This is a genomic window from Streptomyces graminilatus (assembly GCF_001418565.1).
GTDB lineage: Bacteria > Actinomycetota > Actinomycetes > Streptomycetales > Streptomycetaceae > Streptomyces > Streptomyces graminilatus.
Map to the genome: position 1 here is coordinate 1 of NZ_LIQQ01000435.1, position 15,617 is coordinate 15,617.

Here is a 15,617-nt window from a genome sequence, read left to right on the forward strand (position 1 = left end):
GGGTGGGGGCGTGAGGCGCGGGGGAGACGGGTGGCCCGCGAGGCTCGCCAGAGCTGTTTCCGCCCGCTCAGCCCGCTCGACCAGCTCCGACGGTGGCTCAGCCCGCTGGGCCTGCTCAGTCCGCTCCGACCGTGGCTCCGCGACCGTCTGGAGCGTGGGTGCCATCGCCGTCCTGTGTGTGGTGTTCGGTGCGGTGCTCGCCATGGGGCAGGCCGCTGTGGCCCGGCATCGGGCGGCGGCGGGCGCCGACCTGGCGGCCCTCGCGGCGGCGGACCACTGGACGGAGGGTGCCTCGGCGGCCTGTGCGCGGGCGGGCCGGGTGGCTTCGGCTCAGGGCGCGCGGCTCGTTCGGTGCGTGATGGTGGGCGAGACGTCGGACCTGACGGTGATATCGGGACGGGGCCTGTTCGCGGCGGAGGTGCGGTCGAGAGCGGGCCCACCGGGGCCTCCGGGCCCGCTGAGACCGACCTGAGCCGACCTCGTACACCCCCGTGCACCCGTACGGGCGGGCGCTAAGCCTTCTCCTCCGGCGCTCCCCGCAGCAGAACCGTCAGCAACCGCACCGCCCCCCGTTTGTGCAAGGGCTCGTTGCCGTTGCCGCACTTGGGGGACTGGATGCAGGACGGGCAGCCGGCGTCGCACTCGCAGGAGGCGATGGCCTGCCGGGTGGCCGTCAGCCAGGAGCGGGCCGTGTGGAAGGCGCGCTCCGCGAAGCCGGCGCCGCCCGGGTGGCCGTCGTACACGAAGACCGTGGGGAGGAGGGTGTCCGGGTGGAGCGGGACGGAGACGCCGCCGATGTCCCAGCGGTCGCAGGTCGCGAAGAGGGGCAGCATGCCGATCGACGCGTGTTCGGCGGCGTGCAGGGCGCCGCCGAGGATCTCCGGGTTGACGCGGGCCGCGTCGAGCTGGTCCTCGGTGACGGTCCACCACACGGCACGGGTGCGCAGCGTACGAGGCGGGAGGTCGAGCTTTGTCTCGCCCAGGACCTCGCCGGTGATGACGCGCCGGCGCAGGAAGGAGACGACCTGGTTGGTGACCTCGACGGAGCCGTAGCAGAGGCGGCCGTCGCCCCACGGGATCTCGGTGTCGGTCTCCAGGACGGCGATGGACGTCGTGTCACGGGCGACCGTCGAATACGGCGGGTTCGCCTCCTCGACCAGGGCGACCGAGTCCGCCAGGTCCAGGGAGCGGACGAGATAGGTGCGGCCCTGGTGGAGGTGGACCGCGCCCTCGTGCACGGCCGCGTGCGAGGCGCCCGCGTCCACCGTGCCGAGCAGCCGTCCCGTGCCCTCCTCGACGATCTGGACCGGGTTGCCGCCACCGCCCCGGATGTCGGCCAGGTCGGCGGCCCGCTCCCGGCGGGTCCAGTGCCAGCCACCGGTGCGGCGGCGGAGCAGCTTGGCGGCCTCCAACTGCGGGAGCAGGGCCGCCGTTTCCGGGCCGAAGAGTTCCAGGTCCGCCTCGACCAGGGGGGATTCGGCCGCCGCGGCACAGAGGTGGGGGGCCAGGACGTAGGGGTTGTCGGGGTCGAGGACAGTCGACTCGACCGGCTGGTCGAACAGGGCTTCGGGGTGGTGGACGAGGAACGTGTCCAGCGGGTCGTCACGGGCGACCAGGATCGCCAGCGCGCCCTGTCCGGCGCGTCCGGCGCGGCCCGCCTGCTGCCACAGGGAGGCGCGGGTGCCCGGATAGCCGGCGATGACGACGGCGTCCAACCCCGAGACGTCGATGCCGAGTTCGAGGGCGGTGGTGGCGGCCAGGCCGAGGAGTTCGCCGGAGTGGAGAGCCTGTTCGAGGGCTCTGCGCTCCTCGGGGAGGTAACCGCCCCGGTAGGCGGCCACGCGCCGGGCCAGCGAGCGGTCGATCTCGGACAGCCGTTCCTGGGCGATCACCGAGATCAGCTCGGCGCCGCGCCGGGAGCGTACGAAGGCCACCGAGCGCACGCCCTGGAGGGTGAGGTCGGTCAGCAGGTCGGCGGTCTCGGCGGTGGCCGTACGGCGGACGGGAGCGCCCTTCTCGCCGTGCAGCTCGGTGAGCGGGGGCTCCCAGAGGGCGAACACCAGTTCACCGCGTGGTGAGGCGTCGTCCGCGACCTCGATCACCGGGAGGCCCGTCAGACGGCCTGCCGCGACGGACGGCTCGGCGGCCGTGGCGGAGGCGAGCAGGAACACGGGGGAGGCGCCGTAGCGGGCGCACAGGCGGCGCAACCGGCGCAGGACCTGGGCGACATGGGAGCCGAAAACGCCACGGTAGGTGTGGCACTCGTCGATGACGACGTACTTCAGCGACTTCAGGAAGGAGGCCCAGCGGGGGTGGGACGGGAGTATCCCCCGGTGGAGCATGTCCGGGTTGGTCAGGACGTAGTTCGCGTACTGGCGGATCCACTCGCGTTCCTCGACGGGCGTGTCGCCGTCGTACACGGCCGGTCGCACCGCGTTTCCCAAAGGTTGTGAAAGTTCCTTCACGGAACGTCGCTGGTCGGCTGCGAGGGCTTTGGTCGGGGCGAGGTACAGGGCGGTCGCCCCACGGCCGTTGGGGGCCTCGGAGCCGTCCAGGAGGCACGAGAGGACCGGTACGAGGTAGGCGAGCGACTTGCCCGAGGCGGTTCCTGTGGCGACGATCACGTTCTCGCCGTCCAGGGCGTGCTCGGCGGCCAGTGCCTGGTGGGCCCAGGGGTGTTCGATTCCGGCTGCCTGGACGGCCGCGACGACCTCGGCGCGAATCCGGTCGGGCCAGACGGCATGACGGCCCGCACGTGGGGGCAAGTGCTCCGTATGAGTGATGCGCGAAGACCGGCTCGGCCCCGAGGTGAGCCGGTCCAGGATCGTGCCCGGATCGGGTCGTGGGGCGGCGAAAGCCGAGGGTCGTTCGGATCGGTGATTCTTGGCCATCGGCATCGAGTGTGTCACTGGCGTGACGGACAATGGGTCCAAGGCGTCGTGCACGCCCTGCGGTAAGTGATTGAATGCCATCGCGGCTGGCGAACCGTCCTGGGGACTCTGCCGAGGTGTCCCTTGGGATGACCGCTCGATAGCAAGGTGCTGGAGGATCCGTGGACCTGTCCCTGTCGACCCGTACCGTCGGCGATCGTACGGTCGTCGAGGTCGGTGGCGAAATCGACGTTTATACCGCGCCCAAGCTGCGTGAGCAGCTGGTCGAGCTGGTCAACGACGGGAGTTTTCATCTCGTCGTGGACATGGAGGGTGTCGACTTCCTCGACTCCACCGGGCTCGGCGTGCTGGTCGGCGGCCTGAAGCGTGTGCGTGCCCACGAGGGCTCGCTGCGCCTGGTGTGCAACCAGGAGCGCATTCTGAAGATCTTCCGCATCACCGGTCTGACCAAGGTGTTCCCGATTCACACCTCGGTCGACGAAGCGGTGGCGGCCACCGACTGGCGGCCGTTCGCCGGACGCGCGTGCGGTCATCCGCGGGTGCGTCCTGTGACGGAGGAAAGTTAACGAGGGGGGTCCGGGTCACGGCGATCCGGCCCCCTGACCGCACGCCCGTATTCCGAGGGGGATGCATGGCCACCGTTGAACTCCGCTTCAGCGCGCTGCCCGAGCACGTCAGGACCGCCCGACTGGTGGCGGCAGCGGTGGCGCGCAGGGCCGGAGTGGACGAGGCCGTACTCGACGAGGTGCGACTCGCCGTCGGCGAGGCGTGTTCCCGTGCCGTCGGCCTGCACCAGAGCGGCGGCATCTCGGAGCCGGTGTGGGTGACGCTGACCGAGGAGGAGAAGCTGTTCTCCATCGAGGTGGGCGACGAGGCACCCCGCTCGGCTCCCGGTGACGGCGCTTCGGGCGCCGACGGCGGCGTGGACGCGGATGCCGAGGAGGACGAGATGGGCCTCGCGGTCATCAGCGGCCTCGTCGACGACGTCGAGGTCACCGCGGGAGAGAACGGCGGATCGATCCGCATGAGCTGGCCGACCGCGCCGCCGGCCACACTCCTCTCCTGACGACTCCTGGCGACTGCTGACGACTGCTGACGACTGCCGACCCCTGACGACGGCACATCGACTCACCCACCCCCCCGTACAGCCTCAAGGGCCCTGCTGAGCAGGGCCCTTGGCGTTTTTATCGGCGGTTTCCGGAATTAGTGAAGGTATTCACGACCAGCCGCGCGGAAAATTGATCACGCGTGAATGCGCCAGCCGCATTACGCCAAATGGGTCAATGGATCACCCGGGGATCTTCTGCTGATCTCCCGCCGATCATTTGCTGAATAGCATGGGGCAATCTATTCCGTTTCCGCGTACTGTTTTGATCAGGTTCCGGTACCTACAATCCCGTCCACATCTTGAGCTCAGCCCAAGCGTCAAGGAGGACGAATGGCGGGGCTTTCTATCCCTCAACGGTTCGACCAGCCCACAACGCTCGCAGCCGCGGTGCTGACCGACGACAACCGGCTGATCGTGATGGTCATCGGCGTTGTCGCCCTGGCGGCGCTCGTGGTCGCCGGGGTCCTGGTGCGCCAGGTGCTCGCGGCGGGCGAGGGCACCGACAGCATGAAGGAGATCGCCAAGGCGATCCAGGAAGGCGCGAACGCCTATCTGGCACGGCAGTTGCGCACGCTCGGCGTATTCGCCGTGATCGTGTTCTTCCTGCTGATGCTGCTGCCCGCGGACGACTGGAAACAGCGCGCCGGGCGGTCGGTGTTCTTCTTGATCGGCGCCGCGTTCTCGGCGGCCACCGGGTATATCGGCATGTGGCTCGCCGTGCGCAGCAATGTGCGGGTCGCCGCAGCGGCACGGGAAGCGACGCCGGCGCCGGGCGAGCCGAAAAAGGATCTCACGGACGTCTCGCACAAAGCGATGAAGATCGCTTTCCGTACGGGCGGTGTCGTCGGCATGTTCACCGTGGGCCTCGGCCTGCTCGGCGCCTCCTGCGTGGTGCTGGTGTACGCGGCCGACGCGCCGAAGGTGCTCGAGGGCTTCGGCCTCGGCGCCGCCCTTATCGCCATGTTCATGCGGGTCGGCGGCGGCATCTTCACCAAGGCCGCCGACGTCGGCGCCGACCTGGTCGGCAAGGTCGAACAGGGCATCCCGGAGGACGATCCGCGCAACGCCGCGACCATCGCCGACAACGTGGGCGACAACGTCGGCGACTGCGCGGGCATGGCGGCCGACCTCTTCGAGTCGTACGCCGTGACGCTCGTCGCCGCCCTGATCCTCGGCAAGGCCGCCTTCGGCGACATCGGGCTGGCCTTCCCGCTCCTGGTGCCCGCGATCGGCGTACTCACGGCGATGGTCGGCATCTTCGCGGTGGCGCCGAGGCGTTCCGACCGCAGCGGCATGAGCGCGATCAACCGAGGCTTCTTCATCTCCGCTGTGATCTCGCTCGCACTCGTCGCGATCGCCGTCTTCGTCTACCTGCCGTCGTCGTACGCCGACCTGGACGGGGTCACCGACACGGCGATCTCCGGCAAGGGCGGCGATCCGCGGATCCTGGCGCTCCTCGCGGTGGCCATCGGCATCGTGCTGGCGGCCCTGATCCAGCAACTGACCGGCTATTTCACCGAGACAACCCGCAGGCCCGTACGGGACATCGGCAAGAGCTCCCTCACCGGCGCGGCCACCGTCGTCCTCGCCGGTATCTCCATCGGGCTCGAATCGGCCGTCTACACCGCCCTGTTGATCGGCCTCGGCGTGTACGGGGCGTTCCTGCTCGGCGGTACGTCCATCATGCTGGCGCTGTTCGCGGTGGCACTGGCCGGCACCGGCCTGCTCACCACGGTCGGTGTGATCGTCGCGATGGACACCTTCGGGCCGGTCTCCGACAACGCCCAGGGCATCGCCGAGATGTCCGGTGACGTCGAGGGCGCCGGCGCGCAGGTGCTCACCGACCTGGACGCCGTCGGCAACACCACCAAGGCCATCACCAAGGGCATCGCCATCGCCACGGCCGTCCTGGCCGCGTCGGCGCTCTTCGGGTCGTACCGCGACGCGATCACGACCGCGGCGCGCGAGGTGGGCGAGAAGGTCGGCGCGGGCGGGCCGTTGAACCTGGTGATGGACATCTCGCAGCCCAACAACCTGGTCGGTCTGATCGCCGGCGCGGCGGTCGTCTTCCTGTTCTCGGGGCTGGCGATCAGCGCGGTCTCGCGGTCGGCCGGTTCGGTCGTCTACGAGGTGCGGCGGCAGTTCCGCGAGCACCCCGGGATCATGGACTACACCGAGAAACCCGAGTACGGGCGCGTCGTGGACATCTGTACGAAGGACGCGCTCCGGGAACTCGCCACGCCCGGGCTGCTGGCCGTCCTGGCGCCCATCGCCATCGGGTTCACGCTCGGGGTCGGCCCGCTCGGCGCGTTCCTCGCGGGCGCGATCGGCACCGGCACGCTGATGGCGGTGTTCCTCGCCAACTCCGGTGGCGCCTGGGACAACGCGAAGAAGCTGGTGGAGGACGGCCATCACGGCGGCAAGGGCAGCGAGGCCCATGCGGCGACCGTCATCGGGGACACCGTCGGCGACCCGTTCAAGGACACCGCCGGCCCCGCCATCAACCCGCTGCTGAAGGTGATGAACCTGGTCGCGCTGCTCGTCGCGCCCGCGATCATCAAGTTCAGCTACGGCGACGACGAGAACCTCGCCCTGCGCATCGTCATCGCCGTCCTGGCGATCGTGGTGATCGTGGGCGCGGTGTACGTGTCCAAGCGGCGCGGGGTCGCGGGGGACGACGAGAACGGGGAGGGGGACCGGGCGGCCAAGTCGGCGGACCCGGCGGTGGTTTCGTAGCGAGAGCGGTTCAACGAGCGGGCGGGCGGCGCGTAGTGACGTGCCGTCCGCCCGCTCGGCGTGGGTTGCCGACCATTTTCGTGAGCCTTCTCTCTCTGGTGCAAATGGCTGCAATAACACATCAAGCGGGCGTCCGTCACGCTGATGTCGCCCGGTTGGCGTGTATGTTCCGGGGCCGAGAGCCATGGAAGGGACCAATCCGGTGAACAAGAAGCTCGCGGTCGCACTGTCGGGCGGTGCGGTGCTGGTACTCGCGCTGTCGGGATGCAGCAGCAGCGACGACGGCAACAAGAAGCTGGATGCCTGGGCCAAGCAGGTCTGCGATGCGGTCAAACCGCAGGCGCGGAAGATCGAGGCCGCCAGCACCGCGATCCAGAAGGAGACCTCCGACAACAGCACACCGGAGGACATCCGCAAGACCGACGCGCAGGCCTTCCAGGACATGGCGGACGCCTACAAGGCGATCGGAGCGGGCGTGAACACCGCGGGTGCGCCGAACGTCGACGGCGGCGAGTTGAAGAAGGCGAACGCAGTCAAGGAACTCAACGACATCGCGGCCGCCTACGCGGCGCTGAAGACGCAGGTGGACGGCCTCGACATCAAGAACCAGGCCAAGTTCGCCGACGGCCTCAAGGGTGTCGCCACTCAGCTCGACAAGCTCAGCAAGAGCGGCAACGACGCCCTGAAGGCCCTGGAGGAGGGCGACGTGGGCAAGTCCATGGCCAAGCAGGCGAGTTGCAAGTCGACCCCGGTGTCCCCGGCGGCCCCTTCGACGGCCGGCTGACCGTTCCCTCCCGCTGACCGTTCCGGCAGGCCCCGCCGCGCCCCGGCGCGGAGTTTTCCACAGGTGTACGGGATGTCCGCGCGCGTCTGTCCACAGGCGTGCGCGGCGGAGCGGCGGGACGGACACAATGGGGAGCGTGAGTAACGCCAGCCTGCACGCCCTGCCCTCCGCCGCCCGTCCCGACGCCGCCGCGCGCCTCCGGGACGCCCTTCTGGCCGCCGACTTCACCGCCGACGGGCTGCTCGACCTGCTCGGCGCGCCCGCCTACGCCGCTCTGGCGCGCAGCGAGACCGTGCCCGCGCTCCGGGCGACCCGTGGCGGTACGCCGCTGGAACTGCTCGTACGGCTGTTCCTGTTGCAGCAACCCGTGTCCCACGCGCGCGTGGCGGGCGTGCTGCCCGTCGACGACTGTCTGGCGAGCGGATGGCTCGTCGCCGTCGGCACGGACTCCGGGGGCGACGGCGAGGTGGCCGCCACCGTCGACGTACGGCCGTACGGCGGGCCGAGTGGCGAGGACTGGTTCATCGTGTCCGACCTGGGGTGCGCGGTGGGCGGCGCCGGTGGCATCGGCAGCCGCGACGAGAGTGTCGTGCTCGGGGTGGGCGGGGCCTCCACGACCCTCGCCGGCATCACGGTCCGTACGCCCGTGGCCTCCGCGCTCGACCTGGGCACCGGCTCCGGGATCCAGGCGCTGCACGCGGCCCAGCACGCCACGCGCGTGACGGCGACCGACCTCAACCCTCGTGCCCTGCACATCACCGCGCTGACACTCGCGCTGTCCGGCGCCCCGGCGGCCGACCTGCGTGAGGGCTCGCTCTTCGAGCCGGTCCGGGACGACGAGACGTACGACCTGATCGTCTCCAACCCGCCGTTCGTGATCTCGCCGGGCGCCCGGCTCACGTACCGGGACGGCGGGATGGGCGGGGACGATCTGTGCCGCACGCTCGTTCAGGAGGCGGGGGAGCGGCTGCGGGAGGGCGGGTTCGCGCAGTTCCTCGCCAACTGGCAGCACGTGGAAGGGGAGGACTGGCAGGACAGGCTGAGGTCCTGGGTGCCACGCGGGTGCGACGCCTGGATCGTGCAGCGCGAGGTGCAGGACGTCACGCAGTACGCCGAGCTGTGGCTGCGCGACTCCGGCGACCACCGCTCCGACCCGGCGGAGTACCGCGCGCGGTACGACGCCTGGCTGGACGAGTTCGAGGCGCGCAAGGTGAAGTCGGTCGGGTTCGGCTGGATCACGCTGCGGAGGACGGGGGCGGGCGAGCCCTCGATCACCGTGGAGGAGTGGCCACACTCCATCGAACAGCCGCTCGGGGACACGGTCCGGGCGCACTTCGAGCGCGTGGACTACCTGCGCGCCCATGACGACGCGGCCCTGCTCGCCGGGCACTTCAGACTCGCCGACGAGGTCGTGCAGGAGCAGGTCGGGCTGCCCGGTGCCGAGGACCCGGAACACGTGGTGCTGCGCCAGCACCGCGGGATGCGCCGGGCCACCAAGGTGGACACCGTCGGCGCGGGCTTCGCAGGCGTGTGCGACGGCACACTGAGCGCCGGAAGGATTCTGGACGCCATCGCCCAACTGGTCGGCGAGGACCCGGTGTCCCTGCGGGACCGCACCCCCGCGCAGATCCGGTTGCTGGTGGAACAGGGGTTCCTGGAGCCGGTGGGCGGATGAGCGGAGGCGAGTGAGGCACGTGCCGGGGCGTGGTGCCGCGGGCGCCGCACTGCCGGTTCGGTTCGTCGGCGTGAGGGGGGTGGCGTGCTGGTCCGGTTCGTCGGCGTGAGGGTGGCTGTGCTGGTCCAAGTCCGTCGCCGTGAGGTCGTCGCGTCGGTCCGGTCCTGGTCCCGGTCGCTGTGAGGCCGGTCGCTGTGAGGCCGGTCGTCTACGCCGTGGCGGCCATGGTGGAGAGGGGTTCCGCGGCCGATACGGCTACGGCAGGTCGCGTACCCCTCCGCCGTACGGCAGTGGGAGCACGGGAGCGGCGCGCGGGGCGTGGGGAAGCGTGCGGGTGGCGAGTCCGGGGCGGCATATTCACGCCGAGTTGGGGCGGCCGGTCCGGGGTGGGCCCCGCGTCGTGGGCTGTGGGAAACAGGGTGCCGTCGGCGACGGAACGTGGTCGGCCGGTCCCTTCGGGAGGGGGCCGTGGGGTCGGCCGGAGGGTGGTCACCGGGACGCGTGGCCGTCGTCCGGGCGGTGGTGAGCCTCGGGTTCGCCCGGACCTTTCCCGGACCTTTCCCGGACCTTCCCCGGATGTCCCGGCCTGCCGGAGCCAGGGTTTCCCGGGCGGGAGGAGAGAGGGCACAGGAGTAGAGGGGAGCGGACCGGTGATCTTCGCGGGAGTGGTGTTCGGCCTGTTCGGGGGCGGCCTGCCGAAGGGGACCGCGACCCGCGTACGGCACCGGGCACCCGTCGCCTCCGGTGTGAACCACGTCGCATCGGAGGTCCTCGTGGGCGTCGCCGCGCCGGGCGCCCCCGGTGGGCGGCGCAGGGCGCCCGACCCGTGTGTGAAGTGGGCGAGAAACGCGTGAGGGGCACGTAAGGCGCACCCGTGCCGGTAACCGGATGGTCACCCTCCGCATGAGCCGGAAAGGGCGGGTTGACACTCCGGGCGGCAGGAATGGCGGTAGTCGGGTTACCGTTCGAGTGGCCGTTGCGGGCTTTTCCCGTTTGACACGGGGGCGGGATGTACCGTCACACTCCGCAGCGTCAGCATGACCCGACCCCGGGAACAAGGCCGGGGGAGACCCCGAGTGTCGACCGGAGAGAAGAGCGAAGTTGTCCCCGACCAGCGAGACCGCACAGGGCGGCCGCCGACTCGTCATCGTCGAGTCGCCTGCCAAGGCGAAGACGATCAAGGGCTATCTCGGCCCCGGATACGTCGTCGAGGCGAGCGTCGGGCACATCCGCGACCTCCCCAACGGCGCCGCCGAGGTACCCGAGCAGTACACCGGCGAGGTGCGCCGCCTCGGAGTGGACGTCGAACACGACTTCCAGCCGATCTACGTGGTCAACGCGGACAAGAAGGCCCAGGTCAAGAAGCTCAAGGACCTGCTGAAGGACTCCGACGAACTCTTCCTCGCCACCGATGAGGACCGCGAGGGCGAGGCCATCGCGTGGCACCTCCAGGAAGTCCTGAAGCCCAAGGTCCCGGTCAAGCGGATGGTCTTCCACGAGATCACCAAGGCCGCGATCCAGGCGGCCGTCGCCAACCCGCGCGAGCTGAACCAGAAGCTGGTCGACGCCCAGGAGACCCGCCGCATCCTCGACCGTCTCTACGGCTACGAGGTCTCGCCGGTCCTGTGGAAGAAGGTCATGCCCCGGCTGTCGGCCGGCCGTGTCCAGTCGGTCGCGACACGACTTGTGGTCGAGCGGGAACGCGAGCGCATCGCCTTCCGTTCTGCTGAGTACTGGGACCTGACGGGAACCTTCGCGACCGGCCGCGCCGGGGACCCGTCGGACCCGTCGTCGCTGGTCGCCCGCCTCGCGACCGTCGACGGCAGGCGCGTCGCGCAGGGCCGCGACTTCGACTCCCTGGGACAACTCAAGAGCGCGAACACCCTCCACCTGGACGAGGCGAACGCCCGCGCCCTCGCCGCCGCCCTGGCGGACACCAGCTTCGCCGTCCGCTCGGTCGAGTCGAAGCCGTACCGCCGCTCGCCGTACGCCCCGTTCCGTACGACGACGCTCCAGCAGGAGGCCAGCCGCAAGCTCGGCTTCGGCGCGAAGGCGACCATGCAGGTGGCGCAGAAGCTGTACGAGAACGGCTTCATCACCTACATGCGTACGGACTCCACGACCCTGTCGGAGACCGCGGTCAACGCCGCCCGTGCCCAGGTCACCCAGCTCTACGGCGCCGACTACCTGCCCTCGTCCCCCCGGACGTACGCCGGGAAGGTCAAGAACGCGCAGGAGGCGCACGAGGCGATCCGTCCGTCGGGTGATCGTTTCCGCACCCCGGCCGAGACGGGCCTGACCGGCGACCAGTTCCGGCTGTACGAGCTGATCTGGAAGCGCACCGTCGCCTCCCAGATGAAGGACGCGGTCGGCAACTCGGTCACCGTGAAGATCGCGGGTACGTCCGCCGACGCCCGCGACGCCGAGTTCAGCGCCTCCGGCAAGACGATCACCTTCCACGGCTTCCTCAAGGCGTACGTCGAGGGCGCCGACGACCCGAACGCCGAGCTGGACGACCGCGAGAGCCGCCTGCCCCAGGTCAACGAGGGCGACGCGCTGGCCGCCGAGGAGATCACGGTCGACGGGCACGCCACCAAGCCCCCGGCCCGCTACACCGAGGCGTCGCTGGTCAAGGAGCTCGAAGAGCGCGAGATCGGCCGCCCGTCGACGTACGCGTCGATCATCGGGACCATCCTCGACCGCGGCTATGTCTTCAAGAAGGGCACGGCCCTGGTGCCGTCCTTCCTGTCGTTCGCCGTGGTCAACCTCCTGGAGAAGCACTTCGGGCGGCTCGTCGACTACGACTTCACCGCGCGGATGGAGGACGACCTCGACCGCATCGCCCGCGGCGAGGCCCAGTCCGTGCCGTGGCTGCGGCACTTCTACTTCGGCGAGGGCGCGAAGGGCGCTCCCGCCGTCGGCGGCGCGGCCGAGGCGGGCAACGGCGACGGGGACCACCTCGGCGGCCTCAAGGAACTGGTCACCGACCTGGGCGCGATCGACGCCCGCGAGGTGTCGTCGTTCCCGGTGGGCAACGACATCGTGCTGCGCGTCGGGCGCTACGGCCCGTACATCGAGCGCGGCGAGAAGGACTCCGAGAACCACCAGCGCGCGGACGTCCAGGAGGACCTCGCTCCCGACGAGCTGTCCGTCGAACTGGCGGAGGAACTGCTCGCCAAGCCGAGCGGCGACTTCGAGCTGGGCGCCGACCCCGAGTCCGGCCACCAGATCATCGCCAGGGACGGCCGCTACGGCCCGTACGTCACCGAGGTGCTCCCCGAGGGCACCCCGAAGACCGGCAAGAACGCCGTCAAGCCGCGTACGGCCTCGCTGTTCAAGTCGATGTCCCTGGACACGGTGACCCTGGCCGACGCGCTCAAGCTGATGTCCCTGCCCAGGGTCGTCGGCAAGGACGCGGAGGGCGTGGAGATCACCGCGCAGAACGGCCGCTACGGCCCGTACCTCAAGAAGGGCACGGACTCGCGGTCGCTCCAGACCGAGGACCAGCTCTTCACGATCACCCTCGAGGAATCGCTGGAGATCTACTCCCAGCCCAAGCAGCGCGGCCGGGCCGCCGCCAAGCCGCCGCTGAAGGAGCTGGGCACGGACCCGGTCAGCGGAAAGCCGGTGGTCGTCAAGGACGGTCGCTTCGGCCCGTACGTCACCGACGGGGAGAGCAACGCGACCCTGCGCTCCGGCGACAGCGTCGAGGAGATCACCCCGGAGCGCGGCTACGAGCTGCTCGCCGAGAAGCGCGCCAAGACGCCGGCCAAGAAGACCGCGAAGAAGGCCCCGGCGAAGAAGGCCCCCGCCAAGAAGGCGACCGCGACGAAGACCGCCGCCGCCAAGAAGACGACGGCCGCCAAGACGACCACTGCGAAGAAGACGGCCGCGAAGAAGGCTCCGGCCAGGAAAACGACCGCCGCGACCTCCGCGAGGGCCACGGCCGAGGAGTAGTCCGGTTGGCGAGGGACCGAGTGAGTGGCCGGAGAGCGGCCTTCACTCAATCTCCGCACAAGTCGCGCGAAACGACCGCCCCGCCACCATCAGGTGTCGGGGCGGTCGGGCGTCGGACGGCCACTTCGGACTGTCGGTGGCTGCCGATAGGCTGAAAGCATGACGCCAGCCAATCAGCCAACGGCCATCCACCAGGCCCCCGACGACGCGTTGGTCGCGGACTCCCGCGAACGCGCCGTCCGTGCCCTGCTGTGCCAGCCCCAGCTGAAGCGGCTGTGGAGCGCCCAGCTCGTCGGCGGCGTCGGTGACATGCTCGCGCTGCTGGTCCTCGTGGTGCTCGTCCTCCAGACGGCCATCGCCGCGGGCTCGTTCGGCGGCGGCTACCGGGGCGCGGCGCTCGCCGTGACCGCCGTCTTCGGGGCGCGAATTCTGGCCACGCTGCTCTTCGGCGCCGTCCTGCTCGGCCCGCTGACCTCACTCACCTCGCAGGACGGCCCGCTCGACCGCCGCTGGACGATGATCGGCGCCGACGGGCTGCGCGCGGTACTCCTGGTCATCGCGCCCCTGTGGATCGACTGGACGCCGGAGAACGCCCTCGCCATCCTCCTGGTGACCGCCTTCGTGGCCGGGGTCGCCGAGCGTCTCTGGACGGTGTGCCGGGAGAGCGCGGCGCCCGCTCTGCTGCCCACGCCTCCCCCGGAGGGGGCGACGGTCCGCCCGCTGCCGGACCACATGGACGCCCTGCGGCGCCTGTCCCTGCGTACGACGTTCGTCGCGCTGCCCCTCGCGGGCGCCGCGCTCGTCGTCGCCGCGCTCGTCAACAACCTGCTGGGCACCGGCATCGACTGGTTCGCCCGGCACCAGGCGGCCTTCGGGTCGTATGTCGCGGCCGGGCTGTTCGCCGCCTCGCTGTCCGTGCTCACCGCCCTTGAACTGCCCGGCACACGCACCCCGCGCGCGCGGTCACCGCTCGAAGGCCTGCGCCGCCCCAGGTCCGGCACGGCCACCGAGACCGGCCGTACGGGCGCGATCCCGCTGCTCGTCCTCGCCTGCGCGGCAGTCTCCGGCGCGGTCGCGGCGACCGTCGCCGTGGCCGTCCTGCACGCCAAGGACCTGGGTGGCGGCCCGGTGTTGTTCGGGCTGCTGGTCCTCGTGCTGACCGGCGGCACGGTCGTCGGTATTCGTACGGCACCGAAGGTGCTGCCGGCGCTGTCACGGCGCCGGCTGCTCGCGCTGGCAGTCGCCTTCACCGGGGTCGCGCTGCTCGCCGCCGGGCTGGTCCCGGACGTGGCGACGGTGCTGCTGATCGTCGCCCTCGCGGGCATCGGCGCGGGCATCGCCGCCAACACCGGGCACACACTCCTCGACCAGGAGACCGAGGACCAGCGGCGGACACGGCTGACCGAACATCTGCACGCTGTCGTACGGGTGTCCGTGGCGCTGGCCGCGCTGATCGCCCCCCTGGTGGCCGCCCTCATCGGGCCGCACCGCCTGGAGAGCGGCAAGTTCGTCTTCGCGCACGGCGGCGCGGCGTTCACGCTCATGCTGGTGGGCGCGCTGCTGCTGCCGGTGGCCGCGCTGGTCCTCGCCAAGGCCGACGACCGTTCCGGGGTACCCCTGCGGCACGACCTGCGGGACGCTCTGCGCGGCGGCGACGACCCCGCGCAGGCACTCGCCGCGAACGGCTTCTTCATCGCGCTGGAGGGCGGCGACGGGGCGGGCAAGTCCACGCAGGCGACAGCGCTCGCCGAGTGGATAAGGGCCAAGGGCCACGAGGTCGTGGTCACGCGCGAGCCCGGGGCGACCCCCGTGGGCAAGCGGCTGCGGTCGATCCTGCTCGACGTGTCGAGTGCCGGGCTGTCGCACCGCGCGGAGGCGCTGCTGTACGCGGCGGACCGCGCGGAGCACGTCGACACCGTCGTACGGCCCGCCCTGGAGCGGGGCGCGGTCGTCATCTCCGACCGGTACATCGACTCGTCCGTGGCCTATCAGGGCGCCGGCCGGGACCTCTCCCCGACGGAGATCGCGCGCATCTCGCGCTGGGCGACCGACGGCCTCGTGCCGCACCTCACCGTCCTGCTCGACGTGTCGCCGGAGGCCGCGCGCGAGCGCTTCACCGAGGCGCCGGACCGGCTGGAGTCGGAACCGGCCGAGTTCCACGAGCGCGTGCGGACCGGTTTCCTCACGCTGGCCGCCGCCGACCCGGGCCGCTACCTCGTGGTCGACGCGGCCCAGGAGCCCGAGGCCGTCACCACGGTCGTACGGCGTCGGCTCGACCTGATGCTGCCCCTCTCCGAGGCCGAGGTGAAGGCCCAGGAGGAGGCCCGCAAGGCGGCCGAGGAGGAGGCCAGGCGCAAGGCCGAGGAAGAGGCCGCGCGCAAGGCCGAGGAGGAGCGCGCCGAGCGCGAGCGCGAGGAGATGCTGGCCCGGCTGCGCGCCGAGGAGGAGGAGCGCAAGCGCCGCGAG

9 protein-coding genes and 1 pseudogene are annotated in these 15,617 nt (G+C 70.9%); 9 read left to right on the forward strand and 1 reads right to left on the reverse strand.

What is annotated here, in order from left to right; genetic code table 11:
* The first annotated feature begins 10 nt into the window (after nucleotides 1-10).
* Nucleotides 11-472, forward strand: coding sequence for an Rv3654c family TadE-like protein (locus AOK08_RS31585; RefSeq protein ID WP_079054389.1), 462 nt, complete (start codon nucleotides 11-13; stop codon nucleotides 470-472).
* A 40-nt stretch (nucleotides 473-512) separates the two neighbouring features.
* Here the strand turns inward: AOK08_RS31585 and AOK08_RS31590 are convergent, their stop codons facing one another.
* Nucleotides 513-2,972: a DEAD/DEAH box helicase gene (locus AOK08_RS31590; RefSeq protein ID WP_079054388.1), complete on the reverse strand. Its 2,460-nt coding sequence runs from the start codon at nucleotides 2,970-2,972 to the stop codon at nucleotides 513-515.
* Between the two features lie 80 nt (nucleotides 2,973-3,052).
* On the opposite strand from AOK08_RS31590, the pseudogene AOK08_RS31595 reads away from it, so the two are divergent.
* The 8 genes and pseudogenes from AOK08_RS31595 to tmk all read left to right on the forward strand — a co-directional run.
* Nucleotides 3,053-3,391 (forward strand): annotated as a pseudogene (locus AOK08_RS31595) (STAS domain-containing protein); the annotation flags it as partial.
* Between the two features lie 131 nt (nucleotides 3,392-3,522).
* On the forward strand, nucleotides 3,523-3,957 hold the full coding sequence (locus tag AOK08_RS31600) for an ATP-binding protein (protein ID WP_055532457.1): 435 nt from the start codon (nucleotides 3,523-3,525) through the stop codon (nucleotides 3,955-3,957).
* Nucleotides 3,958-4,329: 372 nt separating this feature from the next.
* The gene (locus AOK08_RS31605) at nucleotides 4,330-6,735 is read left to right on the forward strand and encodes a sodium-translocating pyrophosphatase (RefSeq protein ID WP_055532459.1); all 2,406 of its coding nucleotides are present in this window, start codon (nucleotides 4,330-4,332) and stop codon (nucleotides 6,733-6,735) included.
* A gap of 184 nt (nucleotides 6,736-6,919) precedes the next feature.
* A complete protein-coding gene (locus AOK08_RS31610; RefSeq protein WP_055532461.1) occupies nucleotides 6,920-7,519 on the forward strand; it encodes a hypothetical protein in 600 nt (199 codons plus the stop codon).
* A 127-nt stretch (nucleotides 7,520-7,646) separates the two neighbouring features.
* Nucleotides 7,647-9,194 (forward strand): DUF7059 domain-containing protein, encoded by a 1,548-nt coding sequence (locus tag AOK08_RS31615; RefSeq protein WP_198539455.1) that lies wholly within the window; start codon nucleotides 7,647-7,649, stop codon nucleotides 9,192-9,194.
* Nucleotides 9,195-9,844: 650 nt separating this feature from the next.
* Nucleotides 9,845-10,048, forward strand: a complete 204-nt coding sequence (locus AOK08_RS31620) for a hypothetical protein (protein WP_055532463.1) — start codon at nucleotides 9,845-9,847, stop codon at nucleotides 10,046-10,048.
* A 247-nt stretch (nucleotides 10,049-10,295) separates the two neighbouring features.
* Nucleotides 10,296-13,151 carry a type I DNA topoisomerase gene (gene topA, locus AOK08_RS31625; RefSeq protein ID WP_055532465.1) on the forward strand — a complete coding sequence of 952 codons (2,856 nt, stop codon included), beginning with the start codon at nucleotides 10,296-10,298 and terminating at the stop codon, nucleotides 13,149-13,151.
* 159 nt (nucleotides 13,152-13,310) lie between these two features.
* Nucleotides 13,311-15,617 (forward strand): dTMP kinase (gene tmk, locus AOK08_RS31630; RefSeq protein WP_055532467.1); only part of this gene is annotated, 2,307 nt, incomplete at its 3' end.

Excerpts from the sequence above, each read along its gene's own strand:
- AOK08_RS31590 (WP_079054388.1), bottom strand. The coding sequence starts at position 2,972 with ATGGCATTCAATCACTTACCGCAGGGCGTGCACGACGCCTTGGACCCA.
- AOK08_RS31615 (WP_198539455.1), top strand. The coding sequence starts at position 7,647 with ATGGGGAGCGTGAGTAACGCCAGCCTGCACGCCCTGCCCTCCGCCGCC.
- AOK08_RS31600 (WP_055532457.1), top strand. The coding sequence starts at position 3,523 with ATGGCCACCGTTGAACTCCGCTTCAGCGCGCTGCCCGAGCACGTCAGG.
- AOK08_RS31610 (WP_055532461.1), top strand. The coding sequence starts at position 6,920 with ATGGAAGGGACCAATCCGGTGAACAAGAAGCTCGCGGTCGCACTGTCG.
- AOK08_RS31605 (WP_055532459.1), top strand. The coding sequence starts at position 4,330 with ATGGCGGGGCTTTCTATCCCTCAACGGTTCGACCAGCCCACAACGCTC.